We start from the raw sequence: 2,317 nt of genomic DNA on the forward strand, positions 1-2,317 counted from the left end.
GTGTGCGTGCGCTGGCCGCGTACGGGCAAATTCTTGCGGTGACGCAGGCCGCGATAGCAGCCCAGGTCCATCAGCCGCTTGATGTTCATGGCCGTCTCGCGGCGCAGATCGCCCTCGACCACGTATTCGCGGTCGATGATCTCGCGAATCTGGATGACCTCGGCGTCCGAGAGCTGGTTCACACGCCGCGATTCGTCGATACGCAGCTGCTTGCAGATCGCGTCGGCATGGTTGGGACCGATGCCATGGATATAGCGCAGCGCGATATGAACGCGCTTGCCCGTCGGAATGTTCACGCCAGCGATACGCGCCACCGTCAGTCTCCTCGTTCTTCCCGGCATCCCGCCGGGCCATAGTGGGAACCACGACTAGCGGCAGGTTTGCCGCACATCGCCGGTTCCGGGCGCCAGAGTCGGGGGTCCAAAATTGAGCGGCGGAGTATACTCAGGCGACCCCCGCCGTCAACGCGATTCCTTAAGAAAACTGCGCCTCGGCAGTTCCCAGAACCGCAGAAATAGCTGCCGTTACCGTTTCCACAGGCTGCATCCCGTCAACCGAGCGCAACAGGCCCTTGGCCCGGTAGTGCGCGATCAGCGGTGCAGTATCCCGATGATACTTGGCCAGACGGTTCGGAAACACGTCCGGGCGGTCGTCTGAGCGCACCGGCTTGCCGGCGGCCTCGTCGGCAGCGGCCCGGCGCATCACGCGCTCGATCAGAATGGCGTCGTCCACGGCGAATTCGATGACGCAGTCCAGCTTGGAGCCCCGCTCTGCCAGCAGCCGGTCGAGAGCGTCGGCCTGGGCCACGGTGCGCGGAAATCCGTCGAAAATGGCGCCTCTTGCACAGTCGGGCTGCTGCAGCCGGTCGGCGATGATGCCGATGACGACCTCGTCCGGGACGAGATCGCCGCGATCCATGATCTCCTTGGCCTTGACACCGACATCTTAACCTGCGGCGATCGCCGCCCGCAGCATATCGCCGGTCGAAAGCTGCTTCAGGCCGCGGCCGGATTCCAGGCGCTGGGCCTGGGTCCCTTTGCCGGCCCCCGGGGGGCCCAGGAGGATCAGGTTCATTTCCGCGCCCCTTTGAGTCGGGCTTTCTTGATCAGCCCGTCATACTGGTGCGCGAGCAGATGGCTCTGGATCTGGGCGACAGTGTCCATGGTCGTGCTGACCAGAATCAACAGCGAGGTGCCGCCGAAGTGGAAGGCGAAACCCTGGCCATAGGTGTTGAGGATGAACTCCGGCACCAAGCAGACCACGGTGAGATAAATCGCTCCGACGACCGTCAGCCGGGTCAGAACATGATCGATATAGTCAGCGGTCCGCTTACCCGGACGGATGCCGGGAATGAAGCCGCCATACTTTTTCAGATTGTCGGCTGTGTCGGACGGATTGAAGACGATCGCCGTATAGAAAAAACAGAAGAAGACGATGAGAATGCCGTACAGCACCATGTAGAGGGGCTGGCCGTGATTGAGGTAGATAGCCACGGTCTGCAGCCATTCCGGTGCGTCCTGCTGGAACTGCAGGAAGGTCAGCGGCAGGAGCAGCAGCGACGATGCGAAGATCGGCGGAATGACGCCGGCCGTGTTGACCTTCAGAGGCAGGTGAGAGGATTCGCCGCCCGTCTGGCGGTTCTGCCCGACCTGGCGTTTGGGGTACTGAACCAGGAGCCGGCGCTGCGCCCGTTCGAAATAAACGATGCCGAAGATCGTCGCCGCAATGATGGCGAAGAAGATCAGGATGCCGATCACCGACAGCGAGCCGTTCCGGCCCATCTCGAACGTGTTGTAGAAGGCGCCCGGATAGGCCGCGACGATGCCCGAGAAGATGATCAGCGAGATGCCGTTGCCGACGCCACGCGATGTGATCTGCTCGCCAAGCCACATCAGAAAGAGTGTCCCACCGGTCAGCGTGATTACGCTGGACGCGATGAAAAATGGCCCCGGGTTAGAGACGACGCCCTCTGAATTCTGAAGCCCGACGGCGATGCCGAAGGCCTGGATCGCGGCGAGCACGACCGTGCCCATACGCGTGTACTGATTGAGGGCCTTGCGGCCCGCTTCGCCTTCCTTCTTCAGCGCCTCCAGACGCGGCGACACCGTCGCCAGAAGCTGGACGATGATCGAGGCCGAGATGTATGGCATGATGCCGAGCGCGAAAATCGCCATGCGTCCGACGGCACCGCCGGCCAGCATGTTGAAAATGCCCAGGATGCCCTGGCTCTGGCCCTGGAAGGCGGACGAATAGGCGGCCGGGTCGATACCGGGCATCGGCACATAGGTTCCGAGCCGAAAGACGATCAGCGCACCCA

General features: G+C 62.5%; 2 protein-coding genes and 1 pseudogene. All 3 read right to left on the reverse strand.

The window, feature by feature from the left end:
- Positions 1–314, reverse strand: a 314-nt coding sequence (gene rpsM / locus ACE3O8_RS13390) for a 30S ribosomal protein S13 (RefSeq protein WP_374390537.1), incomplete at its 3' end; no start/stop codon positions are given.
- 160 nt (positions 315–474) lie between these two features.
- Positions 475–1,074: pseudogene (locus ACE3O8_RS13395) on the reverse strand (adenylate kinase).
- A partial coding sequence (secY, locus tag ACE3O8_RS13400) for a preprotein translocase subunit SecY (protein WP_374390539.1) occupies positions 1,071–2,317 on the reverse strand: 1,247 nt, incomplete at its 5' end. The gene secY and the pseudogene ACE3O8_RS13395, both read right to left, overlap by 4 nt.

The sequence above is a fragment of the Sandaracinobacter sp. genome (assembly GCF_041909755.1).
Classification (GTDB): domain Bacteria; phylum Pseudomonadota; class Alphaproteobacteria; order Sphingomonadales; family Sphingomonadaceae; genus Sandaracinobacteroides.